This is a genomic window from Thermobaculum terrenum ATCC BAA-798 (assembly GCF_000025005.1).
GTDB classification, from domain to species: domain Bacteria; phylum Chloroflexota; class Chloroflexia; order Thermobaculales; family Thermobaculaceae; genus Thermobaculum; species Thermobaculum terrenum.
Window position 1 is genome coordinate 1,188,875 of record NC_013525.1, and the last position, 18,729, is coordinate 1,207,603.

Here is an 18,729-nt window from a genome sequence, read left to right on the forward strand (position 1 = left end):
AACTACTTCTTGATCAAGCCTGCTTCAGCTGCTGCTTGATTGGCCATCTCGGTCCATTGATCTAATCCCATAGACTTAACTTGATTGACGTAATTGGGCCAATCTGAGAATGGCCTTTGTCCTGTTGCGAACTTAAGTTCAGCTTCGGCCATTGTTCGCGTAAGGTCTGCAGATATCTCAGGCGGGGCTGGAGGAATTATGGCCTGGTTAGTGGTATCGAGCTTGGGTAGTTTGAGTGCTCTTTGGTAAACACTCCATACGGATATGGTTTGCCCGTTAGCTGCCTTATAAGTGTTATCATATCTAGCTCTCAACTCTTCTTCCGTACCCTTGTAAGCATAACCTCTGAGCTGCGTTAGCACCAAATTTTCAGGATCAAGATAGGATTTGGGTCCGGGAACTATGTGCCCCTGGCTATCGCGTTTCCAGTTTACCCCTTCCTGACCAAAGGCAGTAAGGTAGTAGCCATCTGTATCGATCCATTCAAGCAGCCGAGCAATGGCTTCTCCTTTGCCTGCATCTGCCGCCTTCTTGGACATTACATACATATTTCCTAGCCTAGAGTATGTTCCTGCTGCGCTGTCTCCATTAGGACCAACTGGAGGGTCAATGATTACCATCTTACCGTTTGGATTTGCCCGAGCGAATTCTTGATATCCTTGCCGACAGAATATTGCGCACCAATCTCCAGCAAATATGCCTACTTTACCGGTTTTCCATTTATTAGCGTAGTCTTGCCCTTGCTGAGTCTTCCAATCTGGGTCCAGTACCCCTTCATTAACCATCTTGTTAATAAATTCAAGTGCTTGTCGTCTCTGATCGCTGATCCTCATCGGGACCACTTGGTCCTTTTCAAATTTCCAGTCGAGTTGAGCGCCAAAAGCAGCGAAGAAAGGATCAAAACCAGAGATTTGTCCGTTATCGTCAATAAAGGCTGTGTAACCGTAGGTGTCTTTCTTACCATTCCCGTCCGGGTCCTTTTCTGTAAATGCCTTCATTACCTCCAAGTACTCATCTATTGTCTTGGGAGGTTTGAGCCCTAATTTGTCCAACCAGTCTTGTCTAATTATTACGATGCCTTTGTAAGGATAAGCATTCTTCGTTACTAGTCCATAATGTTTGCCATCAAACGTTCCGTACTTAGCTAGTTCATTTACATCTCTATCTTTTACAAAGTTGGGCATGTACTTGAGGTAAGGGGACCAATCGGCAACTAATCCCTGTTGTACTAGCTGTTGAAGTGTGTTACGGTCTGTTGTGAATAGATCAGGTAAATCATTAGCGCCAGCCCTTGTTTGCAGGGTCGGTGTGTACTGGCTGGGATCTGTAATCCAGCTTATCTTGACATCTATGTTAGTAGCCTTCTTAACGGCATCATACCAGAACCAGTTCTTAGGTGGGGGGCCAACTTCGGTGGATCCAACAGTTGCATAAATCTCAATGGAGACAGGCTTGTCCGACCAGAGTTTGCCATGTTGCTGTGAAGATTCCTGTCCATTGTTTGCTTGCGTAGGGCTAGCGCTTGGGGTGTTCTGCTGACTACTAGGAGAAGGACTAGCCCCTGAAGGACTGGGAGATGGACTATTAGCTGCAGTAGTAGGGGTACTTCCCGTATTCGAGGCTCCACATGAAGTTATCGAGAGAGATAGAGTTATAAGAAGTAAACTGAATATATAATATATTTTGTATTTGGATAGTTTATGCATTTGCCTTACTCCTCCTACTTACTGGGAATGTTTATTCCTTGATGGATCCTAGGAGCACTCCTGCCGTGAAATGTCGCTGCAGGAATGGGTACACGATAAGTACTGGTATCGTACTTATTACAACTGCAGCCATTCTTAGGGATTCCGTGGGCATGGTTTCGTGTTCTACAGGAACGTAGTTTGTTAGGTTGCCAGCGGCTAGGATTTCCCGCAAAACTACCTGCAGTGGTTGCTTATCAGCACTGCGGATATATAGGATTGCGTCGAAGAATGAGTTCCAATGCCCTACCGCATAGAATAACCCTATAGTTGCTAATATCGGCTTAGATAGAGGCAGTATTATGTGCCACAGAACTTGGAAGTCGGATGCGCCATCGATCTTAGCAGCTTCTTCAAGCTCATCGGGTATATTTTGGAAGAAGGCCTTCATTATCAGTACATTGAACCCGCTTATTAGGCCGGGAAGTATCAGTGCTAAGTAGCTATCTATTAGGCCTAAGTTTCTAACAACTATATATGTAGGTACTAATCCCCCATTGAATAGTAACGTGAAGAGAATAAACAAAAGGATTGGATTCCTAAGCCTGAAATTTTTCTTGGATAGAGGATAAGCCATCATGGTCGTGAAAATGAGATTTAGCAGGGTGCCAAATACAGTAATGAACACGCTAACCTGGAATGCCCTTGGTAAACGCCAAGAGCTTAGTAGCTGCTTATAGGCCTCGAAGGTTATCTCCGAAGGATGAGGGAGCAGGGTGCCCCCTGTTCTAGCCCAAACCTCAAAGGGAGTGATAGAGATCATAAGGACGTACCATATGGGCACTATCACCACTATGGCACTTAGTGTTAGGAGCAAGTAGACCCCAGCGTCCCATAATTTTTCGCTCCTGCCCATGCTTCTATAGAGTGCCATTCTTAATCCTCCTGATCTACCATATGCCAGACCCTGTGTACTTCTTGGATAGCCAGTTAGTACCAAATATGAGTATGAATCCCACGACTCCCTTGAATAATCCCACAGCAGCAGCTACTGAATACTGGAACCCAACAATACCTTGTCTATAAACCCAAGTGTCGATGATATCTCCTACTGAATAGACGGATGGGCTATAGAAAATGAATATCTGCTCAAAACCTGCATTCAGCAGGTTGCCAATATTCAGCAGGGCAACAAGCACTACAACGGGCATAATTCCTGGTATCGTCACGTACCAGATCCTTTGAAGTCTGCTAGCTCCATCGACGGCTGCGGCTTCATACAGATGAGGAGATATACCTGTAAGTGCCGCTAGGAATATGATGGCTCCCCAGCCTATATCTTTCCATATATCAGAGGCTACTATGACCGTTCTAAACCACTGAGGGCTAGCTATAAAATCAACGGGGTTCATTCCCAATGCTACTAGAGCTTTGTTCACCAGTCCTCCAGATGGGGAAAGCACAGCTTGCGCTATGCCGTAAACAACAACCCAGGAAAGAAAGTGCGGCAAATAAGTTACGGTTTGTATTGTCCTCTTGAACCAAGTTATTCTTGCTTCGTTTAATAGCAGAGCCATGATTATGGCCGCTGGTAATCCAAATACCAGCTTATATATGCTTATCAAGATAGTATTAGTGAGGATATTGAAGAAGTAAGTGCTCTCGAAGATAGTTTTGAAGTGCTTGTACCAGGGGTTTGCCCAGGGACTCCCCAATATGCCTTCTTGTATGTGATAGTCTTTGAACGCAATGATTGCTCCGTACATAGGCCCATACCGAAAGATTAGAAAGTAAAGAATTCCCGGTAGGACCATGATATAGAGCATATAATTTTTTCTAAGCTCAGTAGTGAGAGCTTTTAAGCTGGCTCTGACCGCACCGCGCAGTATAGGTTTGGTTTGAGTTTGAACTTTTGCCTGCATTGCTTCTCCTGCACCTAGGAATCAGCAATATTATATATAATATAGCTAAGATGTCAACTAGTTAGAGGACTAAAATTTAGTCGATTTCTCTATATCTATTTGGAGAAGCAGTGCAGTTAGTTAGGTTTACCCCTCCTTCTTGCCTATGAGCTGCATGTAGGCTTCCAGGGCTTGCTGGTTGTGAATTTTAGCTATGTTTTCTATTTGATCATAGTCTTTAGACTTCATAGCCTCAAGAAGCTGGTGATGTTCCTGTTGCGACTGCCCCATTCGATGGTACATCGTACCTTGGAAGAAGAAACATCTTATTCTGTCCCATCTATCTAACATCCTTATAGTCATCTCTTGCAATGTCGGCATATCGGTGATTTTTACTATTGCAGTATGGAACTCTTTGTTGAGGGCCGACCATTCATCCTCTGCCTGCCTAGCTACTGCATGATCCATTTTCGATACTATGGCCTCAAGCTCTGCTATATCTTCTGGTTGCATTCTCTGCGCAGCAACTCTAGCAGCAACAGTCTCCAGTCCTTCCAAGATAGTGAAGGTCTCTCGCACTGAGTCTGGAGTTATTGGAGTTACGACCGACCCGGAATGTGCTACATTGTGCACTAGCCCTTCAGATTGCAACATGTGTAGAGCTTCCCTGACAGGTATGGGGCTGACACCAAGCTCTCGTGCTATATCTTCTATAATCAGCCTTTGCCCTGGTCTGAGCTTACAATGCATTATGGCTTCTCGTAGGGTTGAGTAAACGTATGCTTGTTTTGTCTGTGGTTTACCCACTGGCGTAAAAGTGCTCATGTTCCCTCTCGTACTCATCATCTTATTCCTAACATTTTTCTAACACAACTTGTGTATATTATATATAATGTGACTATACTTACTCAGTATAGCCTAATATTACACTTCCCATGGAGGCAAAGTGTCAGAACATATTATAGGCATAATCCTAAATGGTGTAACTGGCCGTATGGGTGCAAGGCAGCACCTGGAACGTTCAATTGTAGCCATTATGAAAGATGGCGGTATCTTGCTTCCCTCTGGTAACAGGATTGTTATTGACCCTTTGCTGGTTGGTCGTAATCCGAATAAGCTTCGACAGTTGGCAGAAACGTATGGAATACCGAAATGGACTACCGACCTTGACTGCGCGCTGTCGGACCCTAATTACCAGATCTATTTTGACTCACAGACTACCGCGCTTAGAGTTCCAGCACTGACTAAGGCTATAAACGCCGGAAAGCATGTGTATTGCGAGAAACCGGTAGCTTTAGATTTATCTTCGGCTTTGGAGTTAGCTAAGTTGGCACGGATCAGAGGGGTCAAGAACGGAGTTGTGCAGGACAAGTTGTTCCTGCCAGGTTTCAGAAAACTGCGAAGAGTTATCGACTCCGAGGAGCTGGGTAGACTTCTGGCCGTGCGAGCCGACTTTGGATACTGGGTTTTCGAAAGAGGGGATGAAGGAGGACTTCAGCGTCCTTCATGGAATTACAGGAGGGAGGACGGCGGCGGTATTATCTTAGACATGTTCTGTCACTGGAGATACCTTCTGGATAATCTCTTTGGGAATGTTATCTCAGTATGCTGTATCGGAGCTATACATATCCCAGAGAGATACGACGAGTTCGACAGGAAGTATCAATGTACGGCTGAAGATGCTGCCTATGCACTCTTCCAGCTGGAGGGGAACGTGATAGCGCAGTTTAACTCTTCTTGGGCTACTAGGGTTCGCAGGGAAGATCTCTTCGTACTACAGGTGGATGGGACAGATGGCAGCGCTGTAGCTACGTTGCGAGACTGCTGGGTACAGCCGTCCTCTGCTACTCCTAGAGCAATATGGGATCCCGATTCTCCACATAGAGAAGATTACTTCTCAGGTTGGTTGCTACTTCCAGATAGGGCGAAACCCGACAATGCCTTTAGATTACAGTGGGAGATGTTTATTAAGCATGTAGTTGCTGATACTCCTTTCCCCTGGGATCTGTTGGAAGGTGCTAAGGGTGTACAGTTGGCAGAGCTCGCTATGCTTTCGTGGCGAGAACGCAGATGGATCGATGTGCCACCGCTTAACGAATTTTAGCCGGAGGGTTTAGATTGCAGATTAAATTACCTAGTAAAGATCGTACAGTCTACATGTACACGCTTGAAGGCAGGGATCAGGTAAATACCTCACTTTCATCTAATGTCCCTTCCTCTCGAGTCGCATTTGCTGCAGTGCACGTAGTAGCTGATCCTCTAGCGGACATTGATCCTTCTTCGGGAGGAGCAATAGACTGGGATGCAACGCTAGCTTATAGACGGTATCTATGGTCTCTGGGAATGGGTGTGGCTGAGGCAATGGATACAGCTCAGAGGGGAATGGGACTTAGCTGGGAATCTGCCAGAGAACTAATCGTCAGGACTGGAGGTGAGGTTAGAGGACCCGAAGACAAGTTTGCATACGGTATCAGTACCGACCATCTAGATGATGAGCATCCTTACTCTCGCGAGGATATTCTAGATGCTTACCTTTACCAGTATGAATCTGTACAACCTGTGGTTGGTACACCTGTTGTAATGGCTAGTCGTGCTCTTGCTCGTACTGCTAAGTCATCAGATGATTATCTATGGGTTTATAGTAGGTTGCTGGATCAGATTGATAAGCCTGTTATCCTGCATTGGCTTGGAGAACCATTTGATCCAGCCCTTAGATGTTATTGGGGCAGTTCGGATACTGTACGTGCAATGGAGTCCTGCCTGGCCCTTATAGAGAGCTATCAAGAGAAGATCGATGGCATAAAGTTATCTCTACTTGATAAAGACCTTGAAGTGGAGATGAGGAGTAGGCTTCCGGAAGGGGTCAAACTCTATACCGGAGACGATTTCAACTATCCTGAGCTGATTCTGGGAGATGATAAAGGCTACAGCCACGCACTGCTAGGCATATTCGACCCTATTGCCCCAGTCGCGGTACGCGCACTCGCAGCCCTCGATGCTGGAAACAGGCAAGCTTTTCTTGACACTATATCCCCCACTCTCCCCTTGGCTAGGCATATCTTTCGTCCTCCTACTATGTACTATAAGACTGGTGTAGTCTTCTTAGCTTACCTGAATGGACACCAATCGCACTTTCGTATGTTAGGTGGACAAGAGTCTATGCGCTCGGTCATCTACCTGGCTGACTTGTTCGTGCTGGCAGATAAGGCTGGGGTTCTGATAGATCCTGAATTGGCCGCAAGCAGGATGCAGCTCTTCTTACAGATTTGTGGGATAGGGTAATACAGATGTGCAAGATAGACATATCCAGGCTAAGCTTCAATCATATGACTGCTAAGAAATATGATTTGTATTCGTTGGTAGATACATGTAGTCATTTAGGTATCAGGTACGTGGGTATGTGGCGCCATAAGATTGCGGAGGTAGGGCTCGAGCAGGCTGCTAACCTACTTCAGGCTTATGGTATAAGGGCCTCAAGCCTGTGTAGAGGAGGTATGTTTCCAGCTAGTAACGAAGAAGAGTTCGCGGACCATATAGATGACAACAAAAGGGCTATAGAAGAAGCTGCTTATATCGATGCTGAAGTGCTGGTGCTGGTATGTGGTCCTGCTGCGGATAAAGACTTGAGTAAAGCTAGATACATGGTTGAGAAGGGAATAGATGCTCTGCTACCTTATGCCAGATCTTGTGGCATAAGGCTAGGTATAGAACCTATGCATCCTGTTTTTGCTTCAGATAGGTCCGTGATTGTGACTATGGAACAGGCCAATGACCTGATTGATAAGTTTAACGATGAGTATCTTGGCTTAGTGCTGGATACTTTCCATATATGGTGGGATCCGAAGATTGATGAGCAAATAAGACGAGCTGCTGGGAGGATATTAGGGTTTCATGTTAATGACTACCCCCGGGTGGTTGACCGCTCACCTCTGGTGGCTCGCGAGATGATGGGGAAAGGGGTCATAGACATACGGCGTATACGTATTGCCGTAGAGTCCGCTGGATACATGGGCCCTATAGAGGTAGAAATTTTCAATGACCAGCTTTGGAACATGCCTCTTTCAGAGCTCTTGTCCTATACTAAGGAGTCTTTCCTGCAGCACGTCTGATGTCCCCTAGTTAGTAGATGTCTATTGTCTAAGTGTCTGTTTGTCTGTTTTGTAATACAATTTACTTGAAATAATATTTTACAGACTTATGCTTTATCGAGATAAGCGTTATGGGAATATTGCGTATCATAACCCTGGAGAGGCTCAAGCTTATTACTGTTGCTGCTCCAACTGTGTTCGTGGTAGTGGTCCTTGCGCTCTACGAATTTTTGTCCCTCTCAAACTACGCTGTTTGGGCTGTAGATGTTGGAGTGGTTATTCTTACTTTTATCGCCGCGCTTATATTCTCTGAAGTAGTATTTGGCATTGTGTCACGATTGCAAGCTGGCTTGGCCCAGCAGAATAAGGAGCTGTTGGCACTTCATCAAGCTGGGCTTGATATCGCGGGAGAGCTTAATCTTGAGTCCGTGCTTCAGAAGATAGTCGATCAGGCTAGAGAGCTGGTAGGTGCAAGGTATGGTGCTTTGCTTACCATAAATGAGTCTGGGCTAGTTGATACCTACATAACCTCTGGTTTTAGTCCTGGTGGTGTAAAGGCTTCTGAACTAGGTGCTTTTACCTCGTATACCTCTGACCATAAACCGATCAGGATATCAGGTAAAGAGGTTGTAGCCCATATACTCAGCTTGCCTTCCGATCAGGCAGCTCATTCTCTGCTTACCGTTCCCATATTGTCCGGAGATAAAGTGCTTGGCAATTTATTTGTTGCTGGGAAAGAGAGTGCTCGAGAGTTTACCGAGGAGGACGAGGAAACGCTCGCACGGTTTGCCACTCAAGCAGCTTTAGCTATTGAGAATGCTCGTCTGCATGAACAAGTAAAGGCCCTGGCTATTGCTGAAGAAAGGGAGCGTATAGCCAGAGAGATGCACGATAGCCTTGCTCAAGTACTTACATACGTCACCACTAAGGGGCATGCTACCCAAATGTTATTGGAACGAGGGGAGTTAGACAAAGCCTCGAAGAATTTATCTCAGCTGGTTGATGCTGCCCGCTCAGCATATTCCGATGTGCGTGAGCAAATCCTTGCTCTAAGAACCTCACAGGAGAGAAATCGTGGTTTCATTGATGTAATAAGAGAATACGCACAGAAGTGGCAGGATCAAAGTGGAATCCCGGTCGAGTTGGACATACAGCAAGGACTGAATATTAGGCTCACACCTACTACGGATCTACAGGTAATACGTATCGTTCAAGAGGCTCTGTCCAATATCAGGAAACATTCAGGGGCTACTCAGGCCTGGATTACTATTTATAAACGAGATGATAGGTTAGTGGTCACGATAAAAGATAATGGAGCAGGATTTGATCCTTCATCCCTTACTAGAAGTGATTTCCCAAGGTTTGGGCTAGCCATGATGCGGGAGAGAGCTGAGTCTGTTGGTGCAGAGCTCAATATAGATACTGGTCCACGACAAGGTACTGAGATAAGATTGAGAATACCCCTTTCTAAGAGCGAGTTACAGGCTGGGAGTTCAAAAGCATATGAAAGTATTGATAGTAGATGACCATATTCTGGTGCGTGACGGCCTTAGGAGCCTGCTCGAGGCTCGTGGCATAGAGGTTGTAGGTGAGGCTACTAACGGCGAGGAGGCGGTGGAGCTTGCCCGTGAGCTCAAGCCAGACATTGTTCTAATGGACCTAATGATGCCCAAGATGGATGGCATCGAGGCTACTAAGCTCATCAGTGCCGAACTTCCGGAGATTAAGGTGGTAGTACTGACGGCTTCTGAAGAAGAAGAGGACTTGTTCGAAGCCATTAGGTCTGGTGCAAGTGGATACATAATTAAGAACATAGATCCCGATAGATTTTTTGAGCTGCTTGAGGCAGCATATCAGGGAGAGCCCGCCCTCCCCCCTAATCTTGCGCGCAAGGTTCTTCAGGAATTCGCTCAGCCGAAGATTGAGCGTAAGAAACGCCCGGATGCTGAGTTAACCGATAGAGAAAGGGAGATACTGGAACTTTTAGTACAAGGAATAACTTCTAATAAAGAGATTGCTGAAAGGCTTTTCTTATCTGAGAGTACAGTCAAATATCACCTTCATAATATCTTGAATAAGTTACACCTTCAGAACCGAGCGCAAGTAGTAGCCTATGCTCTCCAGCACGGCTTGATCCCTAAGGATAAGAGACAAGACTAGGTTTTGACCCCATTTACTGATCTTTTGGTCAGTCCATAACTGACCTTCCAGGCGATCTCATACCAACACCTGTATGGGTAGAATCTATCGAAGGCATGCATACAACTTCGGAGGTCAGTTATGGACGAGCTCCTTGCTGCAAGATTTCAAATGGCCTTCTCACTAGCCTTTCATATGATATTTGCTGCTATGGGCATAGGGATGCCTGTACTTATGCTTATAGCTGAAGGATTGTGGCTACGCACTCGAGAGAAGGACTATCTCCATCTTGCACGTAAGTGGGCTAAGGCAACAGCTGTGCTCTTTGCTATAGGAGCCGTAAGTGGTACTGTGCTGTCTTTTGAGCTCGGGTTGTTGTGGCCCAAGTTCATGGAATTTGCAGGAGGCATAATTGGTGTAGCTTTCGCTCTGGAAGGTTATGCGTTCTTTATAGAAGCCATATTCCTAGGGTTATATCTATACGGATGGGATAAACTACCCCCAAAGATACATTGGTTATGCGGGTTTCCAGTAGCACTGTCTGGCTTGGCCTCCGGGGTTCTTGTACTATCTGCGAATGCTTGGATGCAGAGCCCGACTGGATTTGAATTAGTGGGCGGGCAGCCCACCAATATTGATCCTGTTAAGGCATTGTTTAATCCGGCTTGGGGAGTCATGGCTCTACATTCGACACTATCTACTTATATAGCTTCTGCCTTCGCGGTATCAGCAGTTTATGCATTTGCTATATTGAGAGGTAAATCTGAAAAGTACCATCAAAGAGCCCTGAACATAGCCATGGCCGTTGCTGCTATATCGGCTTTGCTGATGCCCCTCAGCGGGGATGCTAGCGCTAGATCGGTTGCTATTAGACAACCTGCTAAGTTAGCTGCCATGGAAGGGCTGTTCCATTCGGAGAGGGGTGCTGGCCTAAGTATAGGGGGATGGCCCGATCTGGAGCGTGAGCAGTTACGCTACGCTGTTGAGATTCCAAAGCTTCTTAGCTTCCTGGCTTTTCACGACCCTAATGCATTGGTAAGGGGACTAGACTCTGTTCCTCGAGATCAATGGCCTAACGTAGTGGTAGTTCGTGCGGCCTTTCAGGTAATGGTTGGGTTAGGTATCTTCCTGGTAGTGGTATCTGTCTGGTACTGGGCTTCTAGGTTCTGGAGACGTTTGCACACTAAGTGGTTATACATCGCATTGGTGTTATCCGGAATTGCTGGCTACACTGCCTTAGAGGCAGGCTGGATAGTCACTGAGGTGGGAAGACAACCTTGGATAATCTACGGGATTATGAGGACATCAGAAGCGGTTACTCCCACGGAAGGTGTTTTTGAAACACTTATTGCTGTAGTTGCTATCTATGCACTGCTTTCTCTAGCTCTGGTTTGGCTACTATTGAAGCTTCGCGACAGTAACCGTAACTTGCCTGCTCTGGAGGTGATCGATAATGCTCCAGCTTAACGAAGTCCCGGCCTTAATTGGTGTTCTTGCTTTGATGGCTTATGCCGTGTTGGCTGGAGCTGACTTTGGGGCTGGGGTATGGGATCTGCTTGCTTGGGGTCCAAAAGCTAAGGAGCAGCGTAAAACAATATCAAATGCTATAGGTCCCGTGTGGGAAGCTAATCATGTCTGGCTCATATTTATAATAGTGCTCTTATTCACGTGCTACCCTAGAGCTTTCTCTGCATTGAGTATTTCCCTATTTGTGCCCTTTCATTTAGCTCTACTGGGAATTGTCCTTCGAGGAGCCTCCTTTGTTTTTCGGGCCTATGCTCCTGAGAGATCACGCTTCGCATCTTTCTGGGGATCTGTATTTGGAAGCGCTAGTCTGTTTACTCCCTTCGTATTGGGGATGTGTATGGGAGCTATATCTGCTGGTAGTATTCGTCAGATGGGAAGTAAAGTCACTAGTGATGTTTCTGTATGGACGAGCCCCGTGTCGATTGTTATGGGCCTGATGGCTTTGTTTGAAGCAGCATATCTAGCAGCTGTGTATCTTACTCTAGAATCTCCGGATAAGGACTTACAGGAATCATTCAGAATTAGAGCCCTAATTAGTGGATTCATCTTTGCAGCAGTGTCTTTAGGCGCTCTTCCTGTGTTCTCAGTTTATGCTCCTCACCTTTGGGAAAGGTTGCTTGCACCATCAGTTGTTCCAATAGTTTTCCTAGGGATAATAGTAGGACTGGTATCTGCAGCTGCGCTGTTCTTTCGCAAGTATTGGATAGCTCGTATTAGTGCTGCTGGACAAGTAGTGATCCTTCTGCTGGGATGGGCGATTGCGCAGAGGCCTTACATAATTTATCCTGAATTTACCGTAGCTAACTCCTCTGCTTCTGAAGCCACTCTGCGATTTGTGATATGGTCGGTCCCTATAGGTATGCTAATACTGATTCCTTCACTAGTTGTGCTTTTTGCAGTTTTCAAAGGACGCGGTAGGACCCTAAGTAGTTATGGTTAGATAATTGCGAGCAGACTGAATGGCTATGAAGTTTCTTCCCATAGGGCTCTTAGGTAAGTAAGAGCGGTTTCTGCATCTTGGAGCTCTAATAGTCTGCACTCCAAGCTTATTCGGTGATCGTATCCAATGGAGTGCAGTGTCCGGAAAAAAGCTTCCATTTCTGAATAAGAGTTATCCCTATTAGGAGCAAGGCGACTCCTCGGTGCAGATACATGGACGTGTAATAAGGTCTGACCTACAGCCAAAAGGTTTTGTAGTGATTCTTGTTCCAAGTCGAAGTGGAATAGGTCTGCCAGTACTCCAACATTAGGGTGATTCACCAAAGATGCTAAATCCAGAGCTTCCAGTGTGGTGTTGACTGTGTTCGTTTCTCCTCTGTTTAGAGGTTCTATTGCTATTCTGAGCCCATATTTTTGAGCCGTATCTCCTGCAATCATGCAGGTCTTGATAAGTTGTTCTCTTGCGTGTTGTGTTTCCCAGTTATCGGGCTTGAATCTGGATTTGCCGCTTCCAAAGACTATTATTTCACCACCAAGTCTTGCGGCCTTTGAAAATGTACGTTCCAGATATTGGGGCAATGCTTCGAAGTCAGCCTCCGGCCCGACGACTTTAATACTCGCAGGTAGCATGACATTCCATGCTTCTGGTCTAACAGGTAAGTGTTCCAGGCTTTTCTCTAGATTTTGAAACTCCTCCTCCGATATGTTTGCTAGAGTGCCTGATAGTGGCCATTCGACAAATTCGTATCCGAAATCTGCCATAAGGGAAGAAGACTCTGGAGAGCAACATATACCGAAACGCATGAAATACTCCCTAGATTATCCTAGACTGTTTTCTATCTCATGTATAACTTGCACGAAATGAGGAAGGACTACATCTGGTTCTTCTATTTCAGGGTGCCATCTTTTCTCCCATTCGAAAGATATCCACCCACTATAGTTGTGATTCCTTAGCAATTCCAGTGCACTTCTAAGAGGTAAGTCTCCTTGCCCTACAGGACAGTATGTCGGTCCATTTTCTGTCATGACTGAGTCTTTCACATGTGTGTGTCTTATGTATTTAGATATACGGTTGAAGGTGGATTCCAAGGTTTCTCCCTGAAATCTATAAGGATGGTGTATATCCCATAGGACTCCAATTGACTGGCTCTGTATTTGACTAAGAAGTTCTACCATGTAGTCTGTCTTGGAGAAGTCTCCATGGGTTTCTATAAGTATCATTACTGGAATACCTTGTGTATATTCCCCAAGCTTGTTTAATGCCTCGGCGACTTGTGCAATGGTCTTGGGAGCTAGTTCTGGGGATGGTATACGATCACCGAAAACCCTGATATAAGGTGCATCCAGCTCGGCAGCGAGATCGATGTGTCTCCTAGCTTCTTCTATGTTTCTGTCGATAGTCTCAGGATCATCAAATCGAGCAGAAGTATCTAAGCATGGGATTTCTAGCCCATGCTCTTTCAGTTGATTCTTAGTATTGGAAAGGTTCTCCCTTATAAATGGTCTTGCCTTCGTCAGGTCCATCTCGCCTTCAACTCCGCGTGGCTCTATACCCTGATACCCGTATTCTATGGCCCTACCTACGATCATTTCCCAGGACCAGTTGGGGCAAGCAAGTGTAGTGAAGGCTAATTTATATCTATGGGCTCCCACTTCAACCTTCCTTTCCTAGATATATTTCATCTTTGTACATCATCCAGTTTCCTATGGGATCTATGACTTTTATCCATACAGTTTTGAGCCCTTTCGATCCGCCTATATTCCAAGGCGAAGAACCAATCCCTTTGTTCCAGCTCTGCCAGTGGATTCCGTCCGGACTCCATAGAATTCTAAGGTCTTTATTCGTTGGATCCTGAGCGGCAACCCATATTCTTGTCTTAGGATCGACTGTGAACCTTACTCCTGGATCTATACTCCTGTGCGAGCTCAGAAAGCTTATGTTCTCTTCGGTGAGCACGCTTTTCCATAGGCTAAATTCTGAAATGACTATTGCCTTGGTATCTTGACTTGGCGATATCTCTACTAATCTACCTTTTCGGGGGCCACGGGCAGCCACGCTGCCTATCTCTTTCCCATTAGAATACACGGTTATCCTCAGGGAATTCCACGTTACTGCATAAGCATTGGGATGGGTATCTAACGATGCTGATCCGATGAGCTTATCTCCCCATTTGAAGAGCATTTGATTGCTTCTTTGCTGTATGTACAACTGCCCTATCTTTAGGATCGTCGCATTGCTTGTAGTTTTATGGCTGTCTAATGATCTGGCTTTGAAAAATACAGTTCCAGTAGAGTTCCTGAGCTCACCAACTATTACTGTTGTGCCTTCTCTATAGGAAGTGCTGCGATAAGGTTTCCCAGACCATTTATAACCAGATCCAGAGTTGCCATCAAGGTACGTTGATGGATTATCGCTCTCTTCCAGCTGCACACCATCCATGTAGTAGATGCCACCGACTGGAATACGATCTGTAGACATAACACCATATAGTCCCTTATCGTGCCTGGCTATGAATGTGAAGTAGCCTCGATACCATCCTCCCCCTACGGGCTCCCATTGCATTACAGGTCTATTCATATCTGTTACCTGAGACAGGTCCAGCTGATCCACACTATCTATGCCTTCAAAAAACCATCCTCGTATGATGCTACTATCTACGGGTCTTTGATCTTCTAGCTTTATGTATGCTGAGAGTGTGTAAGTTTTGCCCGGGATAAGATTTGCTGCGATTATAGTGGCTGCAGGGCCAGGCTTGACCTTACGCACGCGTAATGCTTTGTAACCAAAGAAGGTATATTCTCTAGTACTGGTTATATCCACCCAGGAATTTATACCGCTCCAACCCTCTGGACCTAACTCTCCGCTAGGGTTCTCTATGTAGTTTCTAGATGATCCCTCTAGCAGTAGCCCTTCTGATAGGTAGTTAGTTGGGTTAAACCCCTCTACAAGCTGTATGTCGTCCCAGTAGGCGTTCTTTCCCCATAACTTGACTAAGGCGTTTGTGGTATTGGCCTGCGTCCTAAATTTGATCTTAATCTCTTTCCAATCTGATGCGTACTTGAATCCAGCGGTATGCGATTTGAGAACACGGCTTGTTGTGCCCGTGGTCTGCAATTCTTGGATTTGAATGGCTCCATTATTGCCTTTCGCCATTATCGCTAGTGTGTAACTGGTATTGGCTCTTACAGGTACTATCTGGTAAATATAGCCTTCTTTGGTTGAGTTTGAAAATAGAGATGTTGAGCCATCCAACGCTTCCGTACTGGGCTCATACGCAGCATACGACTCATCTCTCAGTGGAGAGTCCCAATCTTTAGGTATCCCCCCTGCCCATAGCTCAAAGCTTGAGTTACTTAGCTTGTTATTGTTCATGGATGCATACCTTACAGGACCTGAAATCTTTGGTTGAGGTCCTATAACTGCCATGGTACTCCCGTTAAATGGAATGTAGGACACCAATCCTGGCTTAGGAGCCAAAGTTACGGCACCGGTAGGGGGTTCTTCTTCCAGGTGTATATGTGCCTCTACGAGGCTACTCCAAGCCCCGTCAGAGTTTTTGAATCGAGCGTATACCGTTTTTTCACCGTCTCCAGGAGGCAATGTCCATTCCTTAATTGATGAGTAAGGCTCCTCGAAGGCATCTGTAAAGTTCTTGCTATTTGATATCATCATGCCTACTACACCTTCTTCAGGATCCTCAGCATGTAACTGTAGATTTATCCATCGTGTAGTAGTCGTTTCGGGCGCATTGATGTAAGCATTTACAGGGGGAGTTGTAGTAGAGGTACTTACTGGGGCATCCATACCTATGAAGGTGATCTTACGCCACCCGCCCAGTTCATCATTCTTTCTGAGAGCTTCTTCCCTACTACCAGGCCAGTAAACATCTATTTGCCATCCCTTTACCTGCGAGCCTGTATCAGATGCTACAAATATTTGATCTTCCCAACCATCTATGAGCATCTTGGTCCCCAGGGGAATGTAGTTGGGGTCTACGGCTACAGCACCCCAATGAACCTTTTTGCCATTGCGCATTATCCCCCATCCAGGATCCCCAGGATTCTTGCCAGTCTCCTCCGGACTCAGGGTGTAGTAAGTTACTTTGGCGATTACTGTGTTTCTGAGGGTTCGGTCTGGTAATCGAGAAGATATTATTTCTATGCCCTTGATTGTATTAGCTCCAAAATGTCGCATGCCCTTTTCAACTTCGTTCACGGCGTAGTACCTGTCCATGCCCTTGGGTGTGCCATCGCTGTACCAATAGACTGGATTACCAGGACCTCCCCATACGTTGCCATCGTAGACTATAAAGTAATTCTCATCTGGAGTTATGCCCTTTATCACTATCCAATGTTCTCTGGCTATTGATTCGAATCTGCCTATCCTAATACTTGGATCAGCTGAAGCTCCATTTAGATCTGCTCCAGGGCTAATAGCGCGCATGTCCAACGCTACTATGATAATGTGTCCCTGCTGAAGGGCTGCTTTGATATCGCTTACGTTATATATGTCTGCCCTATAGGCAACATTCCAGTGACTGAGCGCCTTAGTAAGATCGGAGAGGTTAGTGGATTTTTTATTCTTGCCTATAAAGTCCCTTATGTCCCTGATAGGTACTGACAAGTTCTGGGTATATTGAATGGCCATTGCTACTGAGGTGGGACCACAGTTGACGTTTTGATTGCTGTGACTGTCATAGCTAGATGGTTCCCCCTGGTATCTATACCAGCTACCATTTCCACCTAATTCTTCGGCTAGCGCTGTAGGAGCCATCTTTGCAGATATAGGCATTACCAATGCCAATAAAAGAAGCAATACAATAACGGTTCTCATTACTGCGTGCATGACTCAACTTCCGTTTACACTGATACAATGTCCTTATAAATAGATCTTAACAGAGTGGGCTGGAATGGGGAATAGTACTAAGGTCAGATTAGAGTTGTGATTAGGTTAACTTTATTGAACTCCTGGCTTGACAAATATACCGTGATCGTAGAAGATTACCAGCCAAGATTGGAGTTAAGGTGATTACATGAGCACCCGAGGTGACAGTGGCTCGGAGGTCCCCGCCCCTAGAGTTCACATACCGCTCATAGGCGCACTGGATAAGGCCGAAGGCTATGTATATGTAGTAACTGGTGTGATGTTCCTTTTATGTGCTGTTGGTGCCCTGGGTTACAGCCTAGTAATATTTATGTTGGGCTTGAGAGAGGATGGCTTTGCCCATGCTCTGATCACCCTCGTCAATGACCTTTTACTGGTAGTGATAATCCTAGAAATACTTCGAACAGTCGTCGATGTGCTGCAAAAGCATGTACTATCTTTACATCCCTTTCTAGTTATTGCCTCAATATCTGCCACTAGGCGTATCCTCACGGTAGGGGCAGAGATAGCTCTTACCCAAGAGATAGATAGGGAGAGGTTCAACCGACTTATGATAGACCTCGGTGTAAATGCGGGGGTTATACTGGCCGTTGCTATAGCTTTGTATCTGACAAGGATAGGAGATGTAAAGGAAGACAAAAGTAACATCTCCGGTTAATCAGCTATGGGTTTTCAGACCAAACTACTAGTTTGGATTGCTTATATAAGTTATTCCCCGGGGAGTAGCCCTAAGCCTTATTTTCCTTAGGTCCTGCCCCCTAGCATTTATCTGATAGGCTCCCAGATCAGTGATGAAGAATAGAGTCTGGTTGTCGGGAAGCCATATTTGGGATATCAGATCCTGACCTATAGTAGTAAGCCTTCTTGGTTCTCCTTCACCATCCCATATCCACAAATCCCATGGAATAACGTGAGCTTTAGCAACTGGCACGAGCTCTGAGCTTCTTTTGGTCATCCTAGCTTGAGATGGCCAACCCTGAGATGCTGCGAAAGCCAGCAGCTGTCCATCTGGTGAAAACCTGGGATTACCAATCAACGTCAATGAGTCTTCAGTTATACGCTTAGAACTATGACTTGCGATTTCTAGCAACCAAAGTGACTGCTTACCACTCTGATCAATTTTCACGTAGGCTATCTTATCACCTTTAGGTGACCACACAGCATCCGTTGCGTCTATAAGAAGAGTAGTGGTTCGTCGTGTGCCTATATCGAGTAGTTCTACATAAGATTTGGTTCCTCTGTAGTTGCCGTCCTTGTCGTAGATGGCTTTATCATAGGACACCAGTAATTGTCGACCATCTGGTTTCCAAGAAGCTGACTTTATCACATCTCCGCTTCTTTGATGTCTCAAAAGCACTGTTGGTTTACCTTGAGAGATTGGGCTCTGTCTTATTCGCAGTATATAAAGGTCAGCGCCCCAATCTCTTTGCCCGTATGTTCCATAAGAAAAGGAGAACACTACATGCTTCCCGTCAGGTGACGCAGCTGGGTTGTTTATAGACCCAGTCGGGGGCATCTCTGCTAGCTTTTGTGCACTTCCATCTTGGGTAATGATCATTAGCGAG

16 protein-coding genes are annotated in these 18,729 nt (G+C 45.7%); 8 read left to right on the top strand and 8 right to left on the bottom strand.

The window, feature by feature from the left end:
• Positions 1-2 precede the first annotated feature (2 nt).
• From TTER_RS05595 to TTER_RS05610, 4 genes are all read right to left on the bottom strand, one after another.
• Positions 3-1,706: an extracellular solute-binding protein gene (locus tag TTER_RS05595; RefSeq protein WP_012875052.1), complete on the bottom strand. Its 1,704-nt coding sequence runs from the start codon at positions 1,704-1,706 to the stop codon at positions 3-5.
• 31 nt (positions 1,707-1,737) lie between these two features.
• A complete protein-coding gene (locus TTER_RS05600) occupies positions 1,738-2,619 on the bottom strand; it encodes a carbohydrate ABC transporter permease (protein ID WP_012875053.1) in 882 nt (293 codons plus the stop codon).
• A gap of 16 nt (positions 2,620-2,635) precedes the next feature.
• Positions 2,636-3,451: an ABC transporter permease gene (locus tag TTER_RS05605; protein ID WP_241215194.1), complete on the bottom strand. Its 816-nt coding sequence runs from the start codon at positions 3,449-3,451 to the stop codon at positions 2,636-2,638.
• Positions 3,452-3,733: 282 nt separating this feature from the next.
• Positions 3,734-4,411 carry a GntR family transcriptional regulator gene (locus tag TTER_RS05610; RefSeq protein ID WP_041424374.1) on the bottom strand — a complete coding sequence of 226 codons (678 nt, stop codon included), beginning with the start codon at positions 4,409-4,411 and terminating at the stop codon, positions 3,734-3,736.
• 121 nt (positions 4,412-4,532) lie between these two features.
• Here TTER_RS05610 and TTER_RS05615 point away from each other — a divergent pair, with 121 nt between their 5' ends.
• From TTER_RS05615 to TTER_RS05645, 7 genes are all read left to right on the top strand, one after another.
• Positions 4,533-5,690: a Gfo/Idh/MocA family protein gene (locus tag TTER_RS05615; protein ID WP_012875056.1), complete on the top strand. Its 1,158-nt coding sequence runs from the start codon at positions 4,533-4,535 to the stop codon at positions 5,688-5,690.
• 14 nt (positions 5,691-5,704) lie between these two features.
• Positions 5,705-6,868, top strand: coding sequence for a dihydrodipicolinate synthase family protein (locus tag TTER_RS05620; RefSeq protein WP_012875057.1), 1,164 nt, complete (start codon positions 5,705-5,707; stop codon positions 6,866-6,868).
• A 5-nt stretch (positions 6,869-6,873) separates the two neighbouring features.
• A complete protein-coding gene (locus TTER_RS05625; protein WP_012875058.1) occupies positions 6,874-7,695 on the top strand; it encodes a sugar phosphate isomerase/epimerase family protein in 822 nt (273 codons plus the stop codon).
• A 110-nt stretch (positions 7,696-7,805) separates the two neighbouring features.
• Positions 7,806-9,200, top strand: coding sequence for a GAF domain-containing sensor histidine kinase (locus TTER_RS05630; RefSeq protein ID WP_012875059.1), 1,395 nt, complete (start codon positions 7,806-7,808; stop codon positions 9,198-9,200).
• The gene (locus TTER_RS05635) at positions 9,178-9,834 is read left to right on the top strand and encodes a response regulator (protein WP_012875060.1); all 657 of its coding nucleotides are present in this window, start codon (positions 9,178-9,180) and stop codon (positions 9,832-9,834) included. The genes TTER_RS05630 and TTER_RS05635 overlap by 23 nt, the downstream gene beginning before the upstream one ends.
• 120 nt (positions 9,835-9,954) lie before the next feature.
• Positions 9,955-11,280 carry a cytochrome ubiquinol oxidase subunit I gene (locus tag TTER_RS05640; RefSeq protein ID WP_012875061.1) on the top strand — a complete coding sequence of 442 codons (1,326 nt, stop codon included), beginning with the start codon at positions 9,955-9,957 and terminating at the stop codon, positions 11,278-11,280.
• On the top strand, positions 11,267-12,280 hold the full coding sequence (locus TTER_RS05645; protein WP_012875062.1) for a cytochrome d ubiquinol oxidase subunit II: 1,014 nt from the start codon (positions 11,267-11,269) through the stop codon (positions 12,278-12,280). Before TTER_RS05640 ends, TTER_RS05645 begins: the two co-directional genes overlap by 14 nt.
• 23 nt (positions 12,281-12,303) lie before the next feature.
• On the opposite strand, the gene TTER_RS05650 is transcribed toward TTER_RS05645, so the two are convergent.
• From TTER_RS05650 to TTER_RS05660, 3 genes are read right to left on the bottom strand one after another with little or no spacing between them, the layout of a single operon-like run.
• The gene (locus tag TTER_RS05650) at positions 12,304-13,041 is read right to left on the bottom strand and encodes a sugar phosphate isomerase/epimerase family protein (protein ID WP_041424375.1); all 738 of its coding nucleotides are present in this window, start codon (positions 13,039-13,041) and stop codon (positions 12,304-12,306) included.
• Between the two features lie 57 nt (positions 13,042-13,098).
• Positions 13,099-13,932 carry a sugar phosphate isomerase/epimerase family protein gene (locus TTER_RS05655; RefSeq protein ID WP_012875064.1) on the bottom strand — a complete coding sequence of 278 codons (834 nt, stop codon included), beginning with the start codon at positions 13,930-13,932 and terminating at the stop codon, positions 13,099-13,101.
• 1 nt (position 13,933) lies between these two features.
• Positions 13,934-17,125: a phage head spike fiber domain-containing protein gene (locus tag TTER_RS05660; protein WP_012875065.1), complete on the bottom strand. Its 3,192-nt coding sequence runs from the start codon at positions 17,123-17,125 to the stop codon at positions 13,934-13,936.
• Positions 17,126-17,312: 187 nt separating this feature from the next.
• Here TTER_RS05660 and TTER_RS05665 point away from each other — a divergent pair, with 187 nt between their 5' ends.
• Positions 17,313-17,822: a phosphate-starvation-inducible PsiE family protein gene (locus TTER_RS05665; protein WP_012875066.1), complete on the top strand. Its 510-nt coding sequence runs from the start codon at positions 17,313-17,315 to the stop codon at positions 17,820-17,822.
• Between the two features lie 27 nt (positions 17,823-17,849).
• On the opposite strand, the gene TTER_RS15750 is transcribed toward TTER_RS05665, so the two are convergent.
• Complete coding sequence (locus tag TTER_RS15750) at positions 17,850-18,491, bottom strand: DPP IV N-terminal domain-containing protein (RefSeq protein ID WP_169302629.1); 642 nt, start codon at positions 18,489-18,491, stop codon at positions 17,850-17,852.
• Between the last annotated feature and the right edge of the window lie 238 nt (positions 18,492-18,729).